The sequence below is a fragment of the Flagellimonas abyssi genome, from assembly GCF_019457905.1.
Lineage (GTDB): Bacteria > Bacteroidota > Bacteroidia > Flavobacteriales > Flavobacteriaceae > Flagellimonas > Flagellimonas abyssi.
Window position 1 is genome coordinate 97,271 of the sequence record NZ_JAHZSV010000005.1, and the last position, 18,281, is coordinate 115,551.

The window sequence follows — 18,281 nt, forward strand, 5'->3', positions numbered from 1 at the left end:
GAGCAGTAAGCAGTTGGCAATTGTCAATTCGAGAACCTTTAACCCTTCACCCTTCACCCTTCACCCTTTACCCTTCACCCTTTACCTTTTCCCCTTGACCCATCAACTAATAACCAAATAACCGAACACCCCATCAACCCAAACCCCTCATCCGTCAACTCAAACGGGGCATCCGTCAATTGGTGGACTAAAACCTTGTGGAAACTTCCGAATTTGCCCAAATGTTTAATTATAAAAACCAAAAAATTATGAAAAATATACTTTTTTCAATGTTGGCCATAGCTATGCTTTGGTCCTGCGGCAAGGATGATGGGCCGACAACGCCCCCCGCGTCCAGCAAGCCGACCATCACGGACTTTACCCCTAAATCCGGCCCAGAGGGCACGGAGGTGACCATCACCGGGACGAATTTCTCCACCACCAAGGCCGACAATGTGGTCAAGGTGAGGAACACGGTGGCCACGGTGTCCAGTGCCAGTGCCACCCAGTTGAAGGTGACCGTTCCGGCCGGTGCCCAAACGGGCAAGATAACGGTGGCGGTGGACGGCGAAACGGCTGCGAGCGCCACGGACTTTACCGTTACAGTGGCCGACCCAGATAACGAATCCCCAGTAATGGCGGACCAAGAGTTTACGGTCCCCGAAAACATTACCGATGCGGACCAGATAGGCCAGGTAGAGGCCACCGACCCAGAAGACGATGACCTTTCCTTTGCCATGGTGACCAACGACAACGACCTGTTCGCTGTATCCGATAAGGGTATTTTAAGCCTTGCAGAGGGCAAAACGCTGGACTACGGGACCGCGCCCTCGCACAGCATTACCGTAAGCGTTAGCGATGGCAACACTACCACACAGGCCACGGTGACCATAGTAGTGGAAGAAGTGGAAGAAACGGGCACTATCCCCTTTATAACCAAATGGGAGACCACCGCTGCCGAAGAGACCATTTATATTGGGTCCGATTTAAATTTTAATCAGGATGCGTATGATTTTACCATAGATTGGGGCGATGGTACCGTGGAGAATATCAATGCGGTGCCCGATACCTTTATGTTCGAGCATACCTATGCGGAACCCGGCACCTATAGTGTTGCCATACAGGGAAAGTTTCCGGGAATTAGTATGTCTACTGTTTATGAGATTATGGACTTGGATGCAGTGAAAAAATTGGTGAGTATAGAGCAATGGGGCAACATAGCGTGGCAGAGTTTTTACTTTGCATTTAGTTACTGTGAAAATATGATTTATAATGCAACGGATGTCCCGGACCTCTCCAATGTAACGACTATGCATGGTATGTTCGCCGGAGCCACTTCCTTTAACGGGGACATCAGTGGTTGGGACACCTCCTCTGTAACGACTATGCAGATTATGTTCGAAGGAGCCACTTCCTTTAACAGCGACCTTAATGATTGGGACACCTCCAATGTAACGAGTATGAGAGGTATGTTCTACGGAGCCACTTCCTTTAACCAGGACCTTAGCCAATGGAACACGTCTTCTGTAACGGATATGGGTTATATGTTCAATGGAGCCAATTCCTTTAACGGGGACATCAGCCAATGGAACACGTCTTCTGTAACGGATATGAGCTTTATGTTGGGTGGGGAGGGTTTCTCCTATAACGGAGATATCAGTGGTTGGGACACCTCTTCTGTAACGAATATGAAAGCTATGTTCAGCCTTAACACTTCGTTTAACGGGGACATCAGTGGTTGGAACACTGCTTCTGTAACGGATATGGAAGGTATGTTCTATGGAGCCAAGTCCTTTAACCAGGACCTTAGCGGTTGGAACACCTCCTCTGTAACGGATATGTCTTTAATGTTCTTTGAAGCCACTTCCTTTGACCAAGATTTGGGCGGTTGGGACATTGGTAATGTTGCTAATATGGATAATATGTTCAGCTTTAGCGTTATGTCCTCTGAGAATTTTTCAAAAACACTAGCTGGTTGGGCCGAGCAAACTGTGCAACCTAATGTTAATCTGGGCGCTCAAAACTTACAATTGTGTAGCGGCGATGATGGTATAATTAATGCATTTATTATTCTGTCAGGTGATCCAAATTTCTGGACCTTTGATTGGGAATTTGTAGATTGTAATTAATGTAACAATATGTATTGTAAAAACCGGGAGGGCCAAGTGCTTTTCCGGTTTTTGTTTTTTTAGGAGTCAGGAGTCAGGAGTCAGGAGTCAGGAGTCAGGAGTCAGGAGTCAGTAGGCAGTAGGCAGTAGGCAGTAGGCAGTTAAAAATGTGCAATAAACAATAACTAAATAACAAATAACCGAATAACCAGATATCAGAAGTCAGAAGTCAGTGGGCAGTTTGCAGGAAGCAGTATACAGTGAACAATTAATAGACGTCGCTTGTTAGTTCGAGCGCCCGCCTGCCGGACGGTCAGGCAGTCGAGAACGTTTTACTTTTGCTATTCACCCTTCACCATTTGCCAAAAATCCGACAATCGCACAATACACCCTTCGACTCCGCTCAGGGTCCGTGTTTCCAACCATCGAACTATCTAACAATCCATTAAGCCTTCACCCTTCACCATTTGCCAAAAATCCGACAATCGCACAATACACCCGTCGACTCCGCTCAGGGTCCGTGTTTCCTACCATCGAACTATCTGATAATCCATAGACCCTTCACCCTTCACCAAAAATCCGACAATCGCTCAATACACCCTTCGACTCCGCTCAGGGTCCGTGTTTCCTACCATCGAACTATCTGATAATCCATAGACCCTTCACCCTTCACCAAAAATCCGACAATCGCTCAATACACCCTTCGACTCCGCTCAGGGTCCGTGTTTCCAACCATCGAACTATCTGATAATCCATTAACCCTTCACCCTTCACCAAAAATCCGACAATCGCACAATACACCCTTCGACTCCGCTCAGGGTCCGTGTTTCCAACCATCGAACTATCTGATAATCCATTAACCCTTCACCCTTCACCAAAAATCCGACAATCGCACAATACACCCTTCGACTCCGCTCAGGGTCCATGTTTTCAACCATCGAACTATCTAATAATCCATTAAGCCTTCACCCATAACCCAGCCATTTGCGATAACTCCCAACAAATCACTATCTTTGCGGCCCTAAAACGCAAGGCAAGTCTATGAACAAAAAAGTCGCATTTTACACCTTGGGCTGTAAACTCAATTTCTCCGAAACTTCTACGATTGCACGAGGTTTTGAAAAGGAGGAGTTTGAGCGTGTGGACTTTTCGGAGGAAGCGGATGTCTACGTCATAAATACCTGTTCGGTGACGGAGAATGCCGATAGGCGTTTTAAGACCATCGTAAAGCAGGCCCAAAAGGCCAATCCCGAAGCGTTTGTTGCGGCCGTAGGTTGCTATGCGCAGCTAAAACCTGAAGAACTTGCCGAAGTTGATGGGGTGGATTTGGTGTTGGGCGCCACAGAGAAATTCAAGATAACGGACTACCTGAACGACCTTACCAAAAATGATAAGGGTGAAGTGCATTCCTGTGAAATCGAGGAGGCCGATTTTTATGTGGGCAGTTATGCCATCGGCGACCGTACCCGTGCATTTTTAAAGGTTCAAGATGGGTGCGATTACAAGTGCACTTATTGTACCATTCCTTTGGCCCGAGGTATTTCGCGTAGCGATACCTTGAGCAATGTACTGAAGAATGCCGAGGAAATTGCCTCACAGGATATTAAGGAAATCGTACTGACAGGCGTCAACATTGGCGATTACGGAAAAGGGGAGTTCGGCAACAAAAAGCATGAGCATACCTTTTTGGATTTGGTAAAAGCTTTGGACACGATAGATGGTATACACCGTCTTCGAATTTCTTCCATTGAGCCCAACTTGCTCAAGAACGAGACTATCGATTTTGTGGCCCAGAGCAATTCTTTTGTACCTCATTTTCACATTCCGTTGCAAAGCGGAAGTGATGATATCCTTAAAAAAATGCGCCGTCGTTACCTGTCCAATTTGTATGTGGACAGGGTAAAGCGTATCAAAAACGCCATGCCGCACGCCTGTATCGGAGTGGATGTAATCGTTGGATTCCCTGGCGAGACGGATGAGCATTTTTTGGAAACGTATCATTTTCTTAACGAATTGGATATTTCCTATCTGCATGTGTTCACCTATTCCGAAAGGGACAATACCGTTGCTGCTGATATGGACGATGTCGTACCCAAAAAAGTACGGAGCAAACGCAGTAAAATGCTACGTGGGCTATCGGCCAAAAAACGCAGGGCATTTTACGAGAGCCAATTGGGCAGTGTACGAACCGTATTGTTCGAAGGAGAGAACAAAAAAGGCTACATCCACGGATTTACCGAAAACTATGTAAAGGTAAAAGCACCTTGGGACCCAGAATTGGTAAATACCTTGCATCAAGTGGAGCTAACGGATATTGATACCGATGGATTGGTTCGGTTTGAATTTGTTTCCAGTGAAGTGATGGCATAAAAAAACCTCCCGGTCAAGGAGGTTTACATGCTTTTCTGATGATAGGTTAGATCAGATACGGATACCAACTGGTAACATTTCCTTGTATTGCCTATTTTTTCTTAAAAAACCTGCAATCTGTGGACTTGTTGGAACAACTCTAAGGTTGTTTTCTTGGATTTCGTTCAATACAGCTTTAATGAAATCCTCTTTAAAGCCCTCATTTGTAATTTCTTCCGGAATAACCAGTTTTGTCAAAAATACTTTGCGCTCCTGTGAAGAGTACTCAATTTTGGCTAAATGCCCATTGACCGTAGTTTCAAATTGACGTAAGAAACTATTGTCAGTGATTTCCAATGGTGTCATATAGTACTTGTTTTTTTAAATGACTTGTAGAAAAACCCGAAACGGGTATTTCTAAATTTCCCCTGATTAAAAAAATGTGTTCATTAAGTGGGGTTGGCTGCAAAAGGGATACAAAATTAGTCAAAATATTGCTAATTTCCTAGTCCTTGTCGATATTTGGTGATATATGCCCGATATAAAAACCCATATTTACTTGATGCCAGGAATGGCGGCCAATCCTTCAATTTTTGAAGCAATCCATCTTCCGGAAGACAAGTTTGTAATCCATACGTTGGAGTGGTTTTTGCCCGAAAGAGGCATGAGCCTGTACGAGTATGCCGAAAGAATGTGTGAAAAAGTCGAGGCACCCAACCCTGTTCTCTTGGGCGTTTCATTTGGTGGAATGCTGGTGCAGGAAATGGCCAAAATTATCCAGGTAAAAAAAGTGATTGTTGTATCATCCGTAAAAAGTAAGCACGAGTTGCCCAAAAGAATGATTTTTGCCAAGTATACCAAAGTCCATAAACTTTTGCCCACAAGTTTGGTGAACAATGTTGAACTTTTGGCCAAATATGCCTTTGGCGAAACAGTGACCAAACGGCTTCATTTGTACGAGAAATATTTATCCATCCGTGACAAATATTATATTGATTGGTCAATCGACCAAATCGTTAATTGGCAGCAGGATGAGCCTCTTCCAAACGTTGTGCATATTCAGGGCGATCGGGATGCCGTTTTTCCCTTGGTCAATATCAAGGACTGCATTGTAGTGAAAAATGGAACCCATACCATGATAATCCATCGAGCTAGATGGTTTAATGAGCATCTCCCCACAATTATTTTGGAATAATTTCGTCTTTATAATAGTATCTTTACGTTTAATAAAAATTGCGATGACATGAAACATTTAAAAAATATATTGGCATTTATTGGATTGATAGCTGTTGTGAGCACCTTGATTTTTGCCGTGCAGTCGGATGGAGTAGAGGAGAAGCCCGAAGCAAAGGAGGTGGAACCGCAGGTTACGGACAAAAATGTGGCGGATACCTATCAAATCAGTGCCATCGAGATTCCCAAAGATTTAAATTTCGCGGGCGAAGCTGTGCCTCAGGAAGACCCTGAGATTATGGAGCGCGTAGATCGTGAATTCTTGGTGAATACATATTGGCAATCCAACGCCTTATTGTTGATGAAGAGAGCCAACAAGTACTTTCCGATCATTGAGCCGATATTAAAGAAAAATGGTATTCCGGATGATTTTAAATATTTGGCCGTTGCAGAGAGCGGATTGGAGAATGTTGTTTCGCCTGCTGGTGCCACAGGTTTTTGGCAGATAATGAAAGGTACGGGAAGAGAGTACGGCCTTGAGGTGAACGATAATGTGGATGAACGCTACCATGTTGAAAAAGCTACCCAAGTGGCCTGCGATTATTTGAACAAATGGAAAGAACGCTTCGGAAGTTGGACTTTGACCGCTGCAGCCTACAATGCAGGACCCGCGGGTATTCAAAAGTATATGGGCATTCAGCAGGTAGATGATTATTATGACTTGCTATTGGGACAAGAAACAGGACGCTACGTGTTCCGTATTTTGGCCATCAAAGAGATTATTTCCAATCGTGATAAATATGGTTTTCAATTGGAGGAGGGCGATATGTACGAAAAAGTACCCACCTTTACGGTTGAGATAGATACCGCCGTGACCAATTGGGCAGATTTTGCTGAACTTTACGAAATCAACTACAAAGTGTTGAAGCGTCACAACCCATGGTTGCGCGAACCACACTTGAACAACTCATCCCGTAAAAAATACACCATCGAAATCCCGAACAAGGGGTATTACCGTGTGGGGAGTACTGGTAAGTAGGGAATAGGCTCAACAAAAAAACTTACCTACTTTATATAAATCAAGGGAATGTTAATTTATAACTTTCCCAACATCTTTGTTCAGATTTTTAAATGGTGAGGGGGTTAAATGGGCGTGTTCGACATCAATTATTTTTCCAGACGTCTTTTCCACTTTGAATGATGATTCTTGAAGTGCGGAAACAACAATGACATCATAGTAGTTATCATGTTCACGAATTGTCATGTCATCCTCAAAATTTGATGCGTCAATGGAACCAACGGCAGTACTTCTATTCATCGATTCTATGACAAATTGAATATTCTGATTTATTTCCTTGGTCTCGCTGTAGAAGGGAATACTATCTTTTTCTGAATCTACAATCCAATTGACAACAGGACAGTAGCTGGCTGTTTTTTCCAAAACACTTATTTCCACATCAAAATAAAACCCGGTTTCGATGGGAAGGTATTTTATGGGGTTTCTTAATGAAACAAAAACATTTTTACCATCGGTAGTTACATCAATTTTGGAGAAATTCTGAATTCCAACTTTTCTGTCCATTGACTTCAAGGCCAATTGTACAATGGAATCCTTTCCCAGTTGTACAATTTCTTCTACTTCTTTATCCATTGTAGTAATATTTTGGGAACAGCATAAAAGGCCGTTTAGTGACAAACTAAAAAAGATGAATATTTTAAGCATTTGCATTGTTCTATTTTGGTGAGAGTAACGAGGCAAAGAAATAAAATAAACGGAGCGCCGAAGCATATATTCTTCCCACGGCGATTTTTTTAATATTTAAACAGAAAATAAGGAGAAGGGAAGTAGGTTTCAACTTTTGGTAGTAACTTGGGTGAGATATAGCCCCAATCCGAATAACCAACATCCATCGCTGCTTGAGTAAGAACTTGAAGATGTAGATGGCAAAACCAACCGCCGCTATCTTCTTCCTGTCCTATGTGAGCGAATTTTTGCCCAGCCACGATTTTTTCGCCAGCATGGATCAAGTGCGGCGTTTTCAAATGCCCGTACATGGAATAAAAAACAACTCCGTTGATTTCATGTTTTAGAATAATGTAGCCACCATAATTGCCAATAGTGGTTTCTTTTCCTGTTTTATAGACTTCAGCGTCCAACGGGGAATACATTGGGGTATCAAACGGAACGATGATATCCAGACCAAGATGGTAAAACCGTTGCTCCTCGATAATATTGGGGTAGGCCCTTAAAAGGCTTTTGCGCTCTTCCAAATACCTGCCAACGCCCCATTGATGGGACGATGCATGCAACTCATCAAAAACCATAGTATTAAATTCCTTGAAATCCAATAAGTTGTATTCCAAGGTTTTTGGGTTGTTTGATGAAAAATCAAAGAGGTAAGGCTTACCTACAAGGAAATCGCCAAATAAAGGATAAATATCGACACCATTAAGGCAGAGCGGATAGTACATAGTTGAAAAATAACCTCAAAAATAACAACTATTTAGAGTGAAAGATGGGTTAGGTCTGAATTATATAATCTGAAAAGGAGGTTTTGTGGTCGTTATATTGTCGGCAACATGTTTTATATGAAGCTATCTGCACTTGTTTAGCTGCCCGCAAATGGTGTTCCAAAGATGCCAACAGCCAGTTCGGCCCAAACCATAAGTAAGACCACGAACAATACAATGCCCAAGATAATTCGATATCGCAAGGTTTTTATTTTCCTTAAAATGAATTCAAGCACCAGTCCTGTGCCGATCAATAAAATACCTACGACGAGGAAATCAAAGGTCGACCAGTTTACCTCGTTAGTAAAACCCATGGCAATAAGGGGGATGGACAGAATTGACAAGGCAACGGCCAAAATAGTGATAAGTCTTTTGTTTTGATGAGTAAGTTCCATAGTATCTGTATGTGTTAAGTGATAAATATTCCCAATAATAGCTGGACGAAACAAAAAGAGAACATCTTTTATAAAGAGTCTGTTTGCTTTTGCGTATCCATATTTTAAATAATAATTGTTGAACCGCTCCATTAAATCCCCCTCGATTTCTTCACGAAAATCGGGATGGCAATACCAATTAAAGAATGCCAATGCAATTTGTAGCGGCTTATGTTCTTTTTTATTCATTGCCTAAAAATTGAATGATAGTTTGGGTATGGCATTCCAAAGTGAATTTCTTTGGGCTTTTGTCAAGTCTAGTAATTCTTGACCCTCCGCGGTAATTTCATAGAGACGTTTTCGTTTTCCGCCCCGCTCATTGGTAGCATCACCAAGATCTGATTTCAACAAACCTTTCTTCTCCAACCTTTTTAAAACGGTCTGTACGGCTCCCAAACTGACATTCCGATCCAACCGCTCTTCAATTTCTGAAATAATGGTTACGCTGTAGGCATCACCGTTAAGTATGGCAACAACCAGTAAAACAATCTCCTCAAATTCCCCAAGAGTTGGCTTGCTCATTTCAATATATTTACCCCAAATGTAGTTAATATAATTTAATAAACTACATTGTAGTTAAAATATTTTCCACATCAGAAATATACTCCTTTGAGTTTGCTGGTTGAAAAATCAAATATATAGGGTTCTGCCTAACAAAAATCGACAAAAATCTTAGGTTTAGGGGTAGTGCTGAGGTTGATATAGGCTTAATGCATAAGAGCAGACTATTTGATTTTTTCCCATTCGGTAATTCCATTCTGGTCGGCGGTAAATCCGATAACCTCACCCTCTTGGTTTCTGGAGAATTGAAATTTGGCCTTGGCAGCTTTGGATTCCATTTTATCCATACCCGTCATGGTCAGTACGGTTCCAGTTCCCTTTGCTCCTGGAAAATCGAGGACCAATACATCATCCACCATAAAGATCTCTATTAATTTAGATGCTCCCTTAAGTTGATACGTTCCAAAGAACTCTTGGTAAATGTTGTATTGTATTTGATTTTTATCTTGAATGTCCAATGGATTTCCTAAAACCACACTGGCCAAATAGTTGGCAACTTCCTCGGTTCTTTCCATGGATTTATTTGCCAAAATACACACAAACAGATTTTCATCTGGGATATATAGCCCATAACTTGTAAATCCATACAGGTTTCCACCGTGCTGTATGGTTTTGTTCCCTAAAAGATTTTTTATAAAAAATCCATACCCATATCCCGTGCCACTTCCTTGTTTTGTCAGTTTTTCTGTAATCAGATGCTCTACTACAAAATCGGTTAACATGGATTTATTTTTTAATTCCATGTTCCATTTAAGAAGATCATCAACAGTTGAAACAATGGCGCCCGCTGCATAAGGGACCGACCCAACGATTGCTGGGGAAGGCATTAAACTGCCTTTATAAGACCTGTAGCCTTTGGCAATTCTTTTTTTCTGCATTTCATCGTTGTACCACAAACTGGAAGATGACATTTCCAAAGGCTCAAAAATATTTGCCTTCATGTACTCTTTCAGTGAAACGCCCGAAACCTTCTCAATAACAACCCCAAGAAGAGGATAATTGGAATTGCTGTATTGAAATTTAGTGCCAGGTTCAAATACTAAGGGCTCATTTTTATAGTAATCAATAAGTTGTTTAGGGGTATGTTCTTGAGATAGTAAATACATTTCCTCTTCATCAATATCAAAAAATTCTGGAATCCCCGATGTTTGTGATAGTAGATGGTGAATAGTTATCGGATATTCTTTTACTGGGAAGTACTCAACGTATTTTTGAATCGGATCTTCCAACGAAACTTTCCCAGACGCTATCAATTGAAGTATTGCGGCGGACGTGAATTGTTTGGTCATGGACCCTATCTGAAAAATCATGTCCGTTGTTAAAGGCTTTCGTTTTTTTATATCGGAAAGACCGAAGGCCTGTTTGAAGATAACATTGTTATTTTTTGCAATTAGGATGACTGCACCTGGCCCATCTTCAGGGTATTCCTTTTGTAGAAAGAGCTCAATGGTCTGATTTTGATTGTTCTGAGAGCTTGTGGTGTGGTTTATTATGATGGAGAAGAAAAGAGCAATTAGAAATCGTAAGTTCATGGTTGGTGGTTTTCTTGAACCACGTCAACAACAATGCCAATTGTTTCTTCTAGGCTATAAAACCAAGATATTGTAAGTAAAGTTTATGGAATGTGTTTATTCTGGGATAAATGTCAATAACCGAAATCTCTTAAATCTTCTTCATCTGCTGCTGCATCATCTTGATCTGGTCGGTAAGCATGTTGTTCTTGTCCAATTTCTTGGCTTCGTTCAACAACTGGGTTGCTTCGCGCTTTCTGCGTTTTTGCATGGCAATACCCGCCAAGCTCAATTTGGCCATGGCCACATCGTAGTCCATGGTGAGACCAAACTTGAGGGCCTTTTTAAAGTACTTTTCTGCTTGGGTCAGGTTTTTTTGTGAGTAGATAATCCCGTGCAGGTAATTGTAATAACCTACTTGTTTTTTGATAAGGGCAGACTCAGGGTTCTTAATTTTATCAAGCCAGTTTTGCACTCCGTCCAAGTCTTGCTTTCTCATCTTAAGAAAGGCCAAAAGAATAAATTCATTTCTAAAGTAAAGGAAGATGAAAACAAGGGAGAGCAAGATCAATGCAATTCCGTTGCCAATGTTGCCTTCCACAAATTGGTAAACGGCATAAGCAATAATGAGAACGGCAATAACAAGCTTAATATTTTTATTGAACATATCGTCTAGTAATTTTTACCTTTGGTTTAGCGCTGGCAAAAGTACTAAAAACTTAATTAAATATTTTAAGTTTGGGCTTGCCAAAGTAAAAAGTCTTTGTATATTTGCGCCCAGAATTTTTTAGGGAAGTTTAATTTCCCATCAACAAAATCCATAAAACAGTTCGGAAATGAAAAGAACGTATCAACCATCCAAAAGGAAGAGAAGAAACAAGCATGGTTTTAGGGAGCGCATGGCGACTGCCAATGGTAGAAAAGTTCTTGCGAGAAGAAGAGCCAAGGGAAGAAAAAGACTAACTGTTTCCTCTGAGCCAAGACATAAAAAATAATGATAGTATCCTATTATTTAAATTAAAGGTGTTACTTTTCTAGGTAACACCTTTTTTTTGACATATAAGCAAATAACGAGAAACCCCTAAAGAAAATGCCAAAAAGAAAAGATTTAAATTCCATTTTGATTATTGGTTCTGGCCCAATCATTATCGGTCAGGCATGTGAGTTCGATTATTCTGGTTCCCAAGCACTTCGCTCTCTTCGGGAAGATGGTATCGAAACCATTTTGATAAACAGTAATCCCGCCACCATTATGACCGATCCGGCCATGGCGGACCACGTTTATCTAAAACCATTGACTACCAAATCAATCATAGAAATACTTCAAAAACACCCAAATATTGATGCTGTATTGCCAACTATGGGAGGACAAACGGCATTGAACCTTTGTATAGAAGCCGACGAAAAAGGTATCTGGGAAGACTTTGGAGTGGAGATCATAGGCGTAGATATCGATGCCATCAACATTACCGAAGATCGTGAGAAATTTAGGGAACTCATGCTTAAAATTGGAATCGGAATGCCACCTCAAGCTTCCGCTACCTCATTCTTAAAAGGAAAGGAAATTGCCCAGGAATTTGGTTTTCCCTTGGTGATTAGAGCTTCGTTTACCCTTGGTGGTGCTGGAGCTGGTATCGTTTACGATCCAGAGCATTTTGATGATATGTTGAGCCATGGTTTGGAAGTGTCGCCAATCCACGAAGTAATGATAGATAAGGCCTTGATGGGCTGGAAAGAATATGAGTTGGAGCTGTTGCGTGATAAAAACGACAACGTAGTAATCATCTGTACCATTGAAAATATGGACCCAATGGGTATCCATACAGGGGATTCGATTACTGTTGCACCAGCTATGACACTATCGGACAGTACTTTCCAGCGTATGAGGGACATGGCCATTCACATGATGCGCAGTATAGGGGACTTCGCAGGTGGATGTAACGTTCAGTTTGCCGTTAGCCCAGATGAAAAAGAGGATATCATAGCCATCGAGATCAACCCAAGGGTTTCCCGTTCGTCTGCACTGGCGTCCAAAGCCACTGGATACCCGATTGCAAAAATTGCCGCTAAACTGGCCATCGGTTATACCTTGGACGAGTTGGACAACCAGATTACCAAATCCACATCTGCTTTGTTCGAGCCGACTTTGGACTACGTAATCGTAAAAATACCACGCTGGAACTTCGATAAATTTGAAGGTTCCGACAGAACTCTTGGTCTACAGATGAAATCCGTAGGAGAGGTAATGGGTATTGGACGGTCGTTCCAAGAAGCCTTGCACAAGGCCACGCAATCCCTCGAGATCAAGCGAAATGGATTAGGTGCCGATGGAAAAGGGTACAAGGATTATGAGACCATTATCGAAAAATTGAGGGTGCCAAGTTGGGATAGGGTTTTTGTCATCTACGATGCCATTCAACTTGGGATTCCATTAAAGCGCATTCACGAAATCACGAAAATAGATATGTGGTTCCTTAAACAATATGAGGAATTGCACTACTTGGAACAGGAAATATCAAAATACACCATAGAAAGTTTGCCGAAGGCCTTGCTTTTGGAAGCCAAACAAAAAGGTTTTGCGGACAGACAGATTGCTCACATGTTGGATTGTTGGGAGAGCGAAGTGCATACCAAACGTATGGATTTGAACATCAACCGTGTGTACAAACTGGTCGATACCTGTGCCGCGGAGTTCAAGGCAGTTACCCCTTACTATTATTCAACGTTTGAAGAAGAGATAGAGACACCAACTGGTGAGCGCTACGTGGCCAACGATAGTGTGGTGACCGACAAGAAGAAAGTTGTTGTACTTGGATCGGGTCCAAACCGTATCGGGCAGGGAATCGAGTTCGACTACTGTTGTGTTCACGGGGTTTTGGCCGCGGCTGAATGTGGTTACGAGACCATCATGATCAACTGTAACCCGGAAACCGTTTCCACGGACTTTGATACGGCTGACAAACTTTACTTTGAACCTGTATTCTGGGAACATATTTACGATATCATCCTTCACGAAAAGCCAGAAGGTGTAATTGTTCAGTTGGGAGGGCAAACCGCATTGAAATTGGCCGAAAAACTGGATAAATACGGAATCAACATTATCGGAACCAGTTTCCAATCGTTGGATTTGGCAGAGGATAGGGGTAGTTTCTCCACTTTGTTAAAGAACAATGATATTCCTTACCCAAGATTTGGAGTCGCGGAAACAGCGGACGAAGCCTTGGATTTGGCTGATGAGCTAAAGTTTCCGTTGTTGGTGAGACCATCCTACGTTTTGGGAGGTCAGGGTATGAAAATTGTGATCAACAAAGAGGAGTTGGAAGCCCATGTTGTGGATTTGTTGCGCAAAATACCGAACAATAAGTTGCTGTTGGACCATTATTTGGACGGAGCTATCGAAGCAGAGGCCGATGCCATTTGCGATGGGGAAGATGTTTATATCATCGGGATTATGGAACACATCGAGCCTTGTGGAATCCACTCGGGAGACTCCAACGCCACATTGCCACCATTTAACTTGGGTGAATTTGTGTTGCAACAGATAAAGGACCATACCAAAAAGATTGCCTTGGCGCTTAATACGGTGGGCTTGATCAACATTCAGTTTGCGGTTAAAGATGATATCGTATACATCATCGAGGCCAACCCAAGGGCATCGCGTACGGTTCCTTTTATAGCGAAGGCATACAAAGAGCCTTACGTAAATTATGCGACCAAAGTAATGTTGGGCGAGAAAAAGGTCAGGGATTTTGACTTTAAACCCCATTTGGATGGATATGCCATCAAACAGCCCGTGTTCTCCTTCAATAAATTCCCTAATGTGAACAAAAACTTGGGGCCTGAAATGAAGAGTACCGGAGAGAGTATTCTGTTTATCGACAGCCTAAAAGACGATGAGTTCTATAACTTGTATGCAAGAAGAAAAATGTACTTGAGCAAGTAATAGACTATATCAAACACATTACAAGCCTTTAAAGCGGTTTCCTAATCAATAAGTTCAAAAGATTCGGCAATCGTTTTAAAGGTTTTTTTATGCTCCTCTTTTCTGTTTTTAAGGGTCCAGGCCATTATCATATAAACCTTTTCACCACCATCAACAAAGGTTAGAAAATAGAAAATTTCATCGTCCACACCATTTACTTTGGCCTCGAGTTCCAAAAATTCTGCATCTAGCCCATTTATTTTAAAGGGTTTTGAATTGAATTTATTAATGATTTTCGTTGTTCTGGAAAGTATTTGAATACGGGCATCCCTATAGTTTTGTAATACGGAGAGCTCATCGTCATATTGCTCCAAATCACGGTATACCTGTTCAAAACCTAATTTAGGCTCATCAATTATAAGCAGGTAAGCCTCATGGCGCAAGCTTTGATATTGCAAAGATGCCTCCTCGTTCAAACCAGTAGTGCCATTCATAAAACGAGGAATTTCTATTTGATACTCGTTATTGACCCCAATGATATTGAAATTTTCATCTTTTGGTTCGGAATCGTTTTCTTTTGCCTTGAAGTTTTTGCATGCTGAACAGAAAAGCATCGACAAAACAAATATAGAAGCAAATTTGGTTCTCATATAATAGTTTTAGAGGTATTTAGGACACACTAATATAGAATATATTTGTTTGATATGTGGTAAACAAACAGAGGCCCACAATGGGGCCTCCTCAAGATTATTTGCCGAAAAACACCTATTTCTGTATAGGTTTATGGGTGCTTATCGCAATACGGTTCCACGCATTTATGGTAACAATGGCCATTATAATTTGTGAAATGTAATTTTCATTGAACAGCTTGGTAGCTTTTTGGTAAGTTTCGGTACTGAGCCCATTTTTATGCACCAAAGTAATTTCTTCTGTAGCCTTCAAGATAACCTTCTCTTCTTCAGAAAATAGGTCGGTTTCCCACCATGCATCCAACAAAAATATCCGTGTAGGGTCTTCGCCCAACGTTAGGGCATCTTTAGTATGCATGTTCAGGCAAAAGGAGCAACCGTTGATTTGCGAAGCCCTAATTTTTATCAATTCATAATGAATTTTGTCGAGTGGGCTCTGTTGCAGATATTTTTCCAGGCCAAACATGGCTTTAAAGGCTAAAGGTTCCACCGCATCAATTTGAATTCTTTTTTCCATAATAATATCTTTTAGATTGATGATGCTAAGGTATTCCAGTTGGAAGGCAGAAAACTTAAACGGGATTAAGAACGGTTCTTGGCCCGTATTTCGCTCACATATTCAGGGGTCAAACCTAAAAAAGAAGCGATAAGATATTGTGGTACACGTTGAGCAAATTCTGGAAAATGCTCTGTAAAATGAAGATATATTTCCTCCTTGGACAAATCATAGAGGTATTTTACCTTGATCAAGGATGCCCCATAAGCAATTTGATAAATGGTCCTAAAATAACGCTCTAGCAATGGAAACTCCTCGAGCAAGAGCTCTTGTTGTTCATTAGAAATGGATAAAACCTGACTTTTTTCCACGGCTTGTATGTTGAAATCCGTACTGCTGCGGTTTTGGAAAGCCAAAAAATCGGTCAGCCACCAACCCTCCAAAGCGAACTGTACAGTCCTTTCAGTACCTTTTTCTGAGGTAAAATACATATGGAGACATCCCTTTACCACAAAATAATTGTAGTTGCATAGATTTCCAGCCTGCATCACCATTTCTTTTTTGTCCAATTTTAAAGTTTCAAAATAGGAAAGCATTTTTGGAAAATCGAAATCCTCGAAAGAAACATATTTTTTTAGATGGTGGTAAAAAGGGTGTTCGGTAGCTTTCAAAATGGAATGGTAACTTTTAGATGTAAATTAATGGAAAAGATTCAATCCGAGTAATTTTTTATTCAAACCATCAAGGATAAAGTTGTATTTATGAGGAAATTTAAAAACACAATTTGTCTGATTCTAATTTTTTGCCATCGTTTACAAAATTTTCATCAAGAAAAATAGCCCGCTAATCGATTTTAACCATAATTAACAACTACTATTTGCTCGAGAAGTCTGGGTAACATAGCTTTGTTCCCCGAAATGAAAAAGGCATTCGCAAAATATTTGTTTCCACTCTTTCTCCTATTGTTAGGGGGATTCATAAACTTATATGCTGATTCGCAACAATCTTCAGTTGCGGACAATGTCTGCTATCTTCAAAACTTAGAGAATCACCATTCCTCAGCTACCTATAATCTATTGCAGCTAGGGCACGAAAAAAGACACTGTGCTGAAATAGATATAGAAGAAAAGGATGAACGTGAGGAAGAAGTAGCATCACATAGTTTTTCTTTTGAGTATGGCAGTATTTTTACTGCCAATTTATTTTGCGCCTCTTGGGGGCAATTGTTTTTGGAATCTAACACCAATTTTGGGCTGGAACATCCCAAATCCTCTTCTCCCATAAAGAAGCATGTTAGATTTCAGGTTTTCCGAATTTAGAATTATCATTTAAGCAAAGCCGAACCTGTGCTTTGTTGAATCCACAAACCTTTGGGTAACAATCAATAACCAAGGGCAGGTCCCTTTATATGGATTCGGACTTCCCTTGACCATTTTCTAAATATTTTTTAAACCAGTAAAACTATGAGGAGATTTTCCATCTTCATCGGCTTGCTAGTAGCGATGTGCTATGTGAGCTGCGAATCCAAAAAGCACGAGAACAAAGAAGAAACCAAATATTTGGTTTCAAGTCCAATACAGTTGGATACTTCTATAACCAAGGACTATGTTTGCCAAATTCATTCCGTTCGGCATATCGAATTAAGGGCCTTGGAAAAGGGTTATCTACAGGACATTTATGTAGATGAAGGGCAATTCGTAAAAAAGGGACAGCGTATGTTCCATATCATGCCCAATGTGTACCAAGCCGACCTACAAAAAGCCAAAGCAGAGGCAGAGGTTGCCGAAATAGAATACCAAAACACCAAATTATTGGCAGATGGTGAAGTAGTATCCGCCAATGAGCTGGCCATGGCGAAGGCTGAGTATGATAGGGCCAAAGCGGAAGTAGCATTGGCTGAGACCCACTTGGGTTTTACCAATATCAATGCTCCGTTCGATGGTATAATGGATCATCTTGAAGTTAGGGAAGGTAGCTTGTTGGACGAAGGAGAGCTGCTGACCAGACTCTCTGATAATTCACAAATGTGGGTCTATTTCAATGTGCCCGAAGCAGAATATCTGGATTATATTATTAGTGCCAAAAAGAACGAGAAACAACAGGTGGAACTTTTAATGGCCAACAATAAAAAGTTCAATCAACCCGGGGTGGTCGAGACCATTGAGGGAGAGTTTAACCACGAAACGGGGAACATTGCCTTTAGAGCCACATTCCCAAATCCTGATGGCATTCTTAGGCATGGTGAAACAGGAAGTATTTTAATGCGCGTTCCCTTGGACGGAGCAATGCTCATACCGCAAAAGGCAACATTTGAAGTATTGGACAAAAAATTTGTTTTTGTAATCGATGAGAACGACAAGGTACAGCAAAGGGAAATTACAGTTGGCGCAGAGTTACAGCACCTATTCGTGGTTGAAAAAGGCCTTTCTTTAAAGGATAAGGTACTTTTGGAAGGCATCCGGATGGTAAGGAACGGGGAAAAGATTCATTATCAATTTGAAAAACCCGAATCCGTGTTGTCGCACCTTGAGTTATATTCTGAGTAACA

18 protein-coding genes are annotated in these 18,281 nt (G+C 41.3%); 8 read left to right on the top strand and 10 right to left on the bottom strand.

Going from position 1 to position 18,281, the window contains the following annotated elements:
* The first annotated feature begins 248 nt into the window (after positions 1 to 248).
* Complete coding sequence (locus K1F36_RS05445) at positions 249 to 2,108, top strand: BspA family leucine-rich repeat surface protein (protein WP_220112896.1); 1,860 nt, start codon at positions 249 to 251, stop codon at positions 2,106 to 2,108.
* 1,020 nt (positions 2,109 to 3,128) lie between these two features.
* A complete protein-coding gene (gene mtaB, locus K1F36_RS05450) occupies positions 3,129 to 4,457 on the top strand; it encodes a tRNA (N(6)-L-threonylcarbamoyladenosine(37)-C(2))-methylthiotransferase MtaB (RefSeq protein WP_220112897.1) in 1,329 nt (442 codons plus the stop codon).
* A 51-nt stretch (positions 4,458 to 4,508) separates the two neighbouring features.
* On the opposite strand, the gene K1F36_RS05455 is transcribed toward mtaB, so the two are convergent.
* Positions 4,509 to 4,802 carry a GNAT family N-acetyltransferase gene (locus K1F36_RS05455; protein WP_207033004.1) on the bottom strand — a complete coding sequence of 98 codons (294 nt, stop codon included), beginning with the start codon at positions 4,800 to 4,802 and terminating at the stop codon, positions 4,509 to 4,511.
* A gap of 166 nt (positions 4,803 to 4,968) precedes the next feature.
* Here K1F36_RS05455 and K1F36_RS05460 point away from each other — a divergent pair, with 166 nt between their 5' ends.
* Together K1F36_RS05460 and K1F36_RS05465 are read left to right on the top strand one after the other, a co-directional pair.
* Positions 4,969 to 5,631, top strand: a complete 663-nt coding sequence (locus K1F36_RS05460; protein WP_220112898.1) for an alpha/beta hydrolase — start codon at positions 4,969 to 4,971, stop codon at positions 5,629 to 5,631.
* 48 nt (positions 5,632 to 5,679) lie between these two features.
* The gene (locus tag K1F36_RS05465; protein ID WP_220112899.1) at positions 5,680 to 6,648 is read left to right on the top strand and encodes a lytic transglycosylase domain-containing protein; all 969 of its coding nucleotides are present in this window, start codon (positions 5,680 to 5,682) and stop codon (positions 6,646 to 6,648) included.
* Positions 6,649 to 6,699: 51 nt separating this feature from the next.
* On the opposite strand, the gene K1F36_RS05470 is transcribed toward K1F36_RS05465, so the two are convergent.
* From K1F36_RS05470 to K1F36_RS05495, 6 genes are all read right to left on the bottom strand, one after another.
* On the bottom strand, positions 6,700 to 7,260 hold the full coding sequence (locus K1F36_RS05470) for a hypothetical protein (RefSeq protein ID WP_220112900.1): 561 nt from the start codon (positions 7,258 to 7,260) through the stop codon (positions 6,700 to 6,702).
* 161 nt (positions 7,261 to 7,421) lie between these two features.
* Positions 7,422 to 8,081 (bottom strand): peptidoglycan DD-metalloendopeptidase family protein, encoded by a 660-nt coding sequence (locus tag K1F36_RS05475; protein ID WP_220112901.1) that lies wholly within the window; start codon positions 8,079 to 8,081, stop codon positions 7,422 to 7,424.
* Between the two features lie 137 nt (positions 8,082 to 8,218).
* Positions 8,219 to 8,743, bottom strand: coding sequence for a permease prefix domain 2-containing transporter (locus K1F36_RS05480; protein WP_220112902.1), 525 nt, complete (start codon positions 8,741 to 8,743; stop codon positions 8,219 to 8,221).
* A gap of 3 nt (positions 8,744 to 8,746) precedes the next feature.
* Positions 8,747 to 9,076 carry a PadR family transcriptional regulator gene (locus tag K1F36_RS05485; RefSeq protein WP_220112903.1) on the bottom strand — a complete coding sequence of 110 codons (330 nt, stop codon included), beginning with the start codon at positions 9,074 to 9,076 and terminating at the stop codon, positions 8,747 to 8,749.
* A 203-nt stretch (positions 9,077 to 9,279) separates the two neighbouring features.
* Positions 9,280 to 10,647, bottom strand: a complete 1,368-nt coding sequence (locus K1F36_RS05490) for a serine hydrolase domain-containing protein (protein ID WP_220112904.1) — start codon at positions 10,645 to 10,647, stop codon at positions 9,280 to 9,282.
* A 130-nt stretch (positions 10,648 to 10,777) separates the two neighbouring features.
* The gene (locus K1F36_RS05495) at positions 10,778 to 11,293 is read right to left on the bottom strand and encodes a DUF2892 domain-containing protein (RefSeq protein ID WP_176620283.1); all 516 of its coding nucleotides are present in this window, start codon (positions 11,291 to 11,293) and stop codon (positions 10,778 to 10,780) included.
* Between the two features lie 169 nt (positions 11,294 to 11,462).
* Here K1F36_RS05495 and rpmH point away from each other — a divergent pair, with 169 nt between their 5' ends.
* Positions 11,463 to 11,621, top strand: a complete 159-nt coding sequence (gene rpmH / locus K1F36_RS05500) for a 50S ribosomal protein L34 (protein WP_072882462.1) — start codon at positions 11,463 to 11,465, stop codon at positions 11,619 to 11,621.
* Between the two features lie 95 nt (positions 11,622 to 11,716).
* Positions 11,717 to 14,569, top strand: a complete 2,853-nt coding sequence (carB, locus tag K1F36_RS05505) for a carbamoyl-phosphate synthase large subunit (protein WP_220112905.1) — start codon at positions 11,717 to 11,719, stop codon at positions 14,567 to 14,569.
* 41 nt (positions 14,570 to 14,610) lie between these two features.
* On the opposite strand, the gene K1F36_RS05510 is transcribed toward carB, so the two are convergent.
* The 3 genes from K1F36_RS05510 to K1F36_RS05520 all read right to left on the bottom strand — a co-directional run bounded on the left by K1F36_RS05510 (position 14,611) and on the right by K1F36_RS05520 (position 16,404).
* A complete protein-coding gene (locus tag K1F36_RS05510; RefSeq protein ID WP_220112906.1) occupies positions 14,611 to 15,198 on the bottom strand; it encodes a hypothetical protein in 588 nt (195 codons plus the stop codon).
* A gap of 115 nt (positions 15,199 to 15,313) precedes the next feature.
* Positions 15,314 to 15,754, bottom strand: a complete 441-nt coding sequence (locus K1F36_RS05515) for a carboxymuconolactone decarboxylase family protein (protein WP_220112907.1) — start codon at positions 15,752 to 15,754, stop codon at positions 15,314 to 15,316.
* 65 nt (positions 15,755 to 15,819) lie between these two features.
* The gene (locus tag K1F36_RS05520; protein WP_258538947.1) at positions 15,820 to 16,404 is read right to left on the bottom strand and encodes a Crp/Fnr family transcriptional regulator; all 585 of its coding nucleotides are present in this window, start codon (positions 16,402 to 16,404) and stop codon (positions 15,820 to 15,822) included.
* Between the two features lie 246 nt (positions 16,405 to 16,650).
* On the opposite strand from K1F36_RS05520, the gene K1F36_RS05525 reads away from it, so the two are divergent.
* Both K1F36_RS05525 and K1F36_RS05530 read left to right on the top strand, forming a co-directional pair.
* On the top strand, positions 16,651 to 17,052 hold the full coding sequence (locus K1F36_RS05525; RefSeq protein ID WP_220112908.1) for a hypothetical protein: 402 nt from the start codon (positions 16,651 to 16,653) through the stop codon (positions 17,050 to 17,052).
* A 144-nt stretch (positions 17,053 to 17,196) separates the two neighbouring features.
* Positions 17,197 to 18,279, top strand: a complete 1,083-nt coding sequence (locus tag K1F36_RS05530) for an efflux RND transporter periplasmic adaptor subunit (RefSeq protein ID WP_220112909.1) — start codon at positions 17,197 to 17,199, stop codon at positions 18,277 to 18,279.
* Positions 18,280 to 18,281 lie beyond the last annotated feature (2 nt).

Coding starts and splice junctions, on each gene's coding strand:
- carB (WP_220112905.1), top strand. CDS start 11,717: ATGCCAAAAAGAAAAGATTTAAATTCCATTTTGATTATTGGTTCTGGC.
- K1F36_RS05510 (WP_220112906.1), bottom strand. CDS start 15,198: ATGAGAACCAAATTTGCTTCTATATTTGTTTTGTCGATGCTTTTCTGT.
- K1F36_RS05475 (WP_220112901.1), bottom strand. CDS start 8,081: ATGTACTATCCGCTCTGCCTTAATGGTGTCGATATTTATCCTTTATTT.
- K1F36_RS05465 (WP_220112899.1), top strand. CDS start 5,680: ATGAAACATTTAAAAAATATATTGGCATTTATTGGATTGATAGCTGTT.
- K1F36_RS05460 (WP_220112898.1), top strand. CDS start 4,969: ATGCCCGATATAAAAACCCATATTTACTTGATGCCAGGAATGGCGGCC.
- K1F36_RS05485 (WP_220112903.1), bottom strand. CDS start 9,076: ATGAGCAAGCCAACTCTTGGGGAATTTGAGGAGATTGTTTTACTGGTT.
- K1F36_RS05455 (WP_207033004.1), bottom strand. CDS start 4,802: ATGACACCATTGGAAATCACTGACAATAGTTTCTTACGTCAATTTGAA.
- K1F36_RS05530 (WP_220112909.1), top strand. CDS start 17,197: ATGAGGAGATTTTCCATCTTCATCGGCTTGCTAGTAGCGATGTGCTAT.
- K1F36_RS05515 (WP_220112907.1), bottom strand. CDS start 15,754: ATGGAAAAAAGAATTCAAATTGATGCGGTGGAACCTTTAGCCTTTAAA.
- K1F36_RS05495 (WP_176620283.1), bottom strand. CDS start 11,293: ATGTTCAATAAAAATATTAAGCTTGTTATTGCCGTTCTCATTATTGCT.
- mtaB (WP_220112897.1), top strand. CDS start 3,129: ATGAACAAAAAAGTCGCATTTTACACCTTGGGCTGTAAACTCAATTTC.
- K1F36_RS05490 (WP_220112904.1), bottom strand. CDS start 10,647: ATGAACTTACGATTTCTAATTGCTCTTTTCTTCTCCATCATAATAAAC.
- K1F36_RS05480 (WP_220112902.1), bottom strand. CDS start 8,743: ATGAATAAAAAAGAACATAAGCCGCTACAAATTGCATTGGCATTCTTT.
- rpmH (WP_072882462.1), top strand. CDS start 11,463: ATGAAAAGAACGTATCAACCATCCAAAAGGAAGAGAAGAAACAAGCAT.
- K1F36_RS05525 (WP_220112908.1), top strand. CDS start 16,651: ATGAAAAAGGCATTCGCAAAATATTTGTTTCCACTCTTTCTCCTATTG.
- K1F36_RS05470 (WP_220112900.1), bottom strand. CDS start 7,260: ATGGATAAAGAAGTAGAAGAAATTGTACAACTGGGAAAGGATTCCATT.
- K1F36_RS05445 (WP_220112896.1), top strand. CDS start 249: ATGAAAAATATACTTTTTTCAATGTTGGCCATAGCTATGCTTTGGTCC.